Genomic DNA, 1021 nt, shown 5'->3' with positions numbered 1-1021 from the left:
GAGGAGTGTTCTTCGACTGATCATGTTCGGTCCCAACACAAGCGCCCCCGGCCCTTGTGGGCCGGGGGCGTAGACGGTGGTGCGGTCGGTCAGTGCGCGGCGGTGGCGTCCTTGTCGGGCGCGGTCTGCGGCTGCGCGGGCGGCGCGCCGTGTCCCATGCCCGAGGGGGTCGGCCCGCCCTTGAGGGCGAGGCACAGGGCCGCGCCGGCGAACATCGTCAGGGCGGGCACCAGCATGGTGGGCTGGAGCGCGTCGACGAAGCCCTGGTGGAAGACCTTGCCGGCCAGTTCCTGGATGGTGTTGGCGACGTCCTGCGGTACGTCCGCCGGCAGTGAGGCACCCTGCTGGGTGCCGACCTCGACCTGCTGGGCGCCGTCGGCGAACCCGGAGACGAAGTCGGCCCGGTAGTCCTGCGGGAGCGACTGGGCGGCGGTGGCGGCCTCCTCGCGCAGCGCGGAGACCAGCTTGGCCTGGAGCACCGCGCCGATGACGGCGCCGGCGAGCACGGAGCCGACCTGCCTGAGCGCGTTGTTGACGCCGGAGGCGGCACCGGTCAGGTGCGGCGGCACGTTGCGCATCACCTCGGAGCCCATCGGGGCGAAAGTGCAGCCGGCGCCGAGTCCGGCGACGAAGAGCGGGCCGACGAACGCGGTCCAGGAGCTGTTGGTGTCGGCGACCAGGAAGATCCAGGTGATGCCGATGCCGAACATCGACAGGCCCGCCGTGAGGATGTACTTGCCGCCGAACTTCTCCGACAGGATGCCGGCCGGGCCGGCCGTGAACATCGAGCCGAGCGCGAGGGGCACCAGGACCAGGCCGGTCTTGATCGCGCTGAAGCCGAGCACGGACTGGAGGTAGATGGTGGTCGGCAGGAGGATGCCGAGGACACCGAAGGACACCGCGATGCCGACGAGGTTGACGACGGAGAAGTTGCGGTCCTTGAACAGGGAGAACGGCAGCAGCGGCTCGTTGTCCTGCTGGCCGCGCTCGTACATCAGGAAGGCGCCGATCAGGACGGCGG

Annotated in this window: 1 protein-coding gene; it reads right to left on the bottom strand. The window is 70.4% G+C overall.

Annotated elements, in window-relative coordinates:
• Positions 1-89: 89 nt before the first annotated feature.
• Positions 90-1021 (bottom strand): MFS transporter (locus TN53_RS40880; RefSeq protein WP_046263951.1); only part of this gene is annotated, 932 nt, incomplete at its 5' end.

The organism is Streptomyces sp. WM6386, from assembly GCF_000972385.1.
Classification (GTDB): domain Bacteria; phylum Actinomycetota; class Actinomycetes; order Streptomycetales; family Streptomycetaceae; genus Streptomyces.
This window is presented reverse-complemented; position numbering and strand designations above follow the sequence as displayed.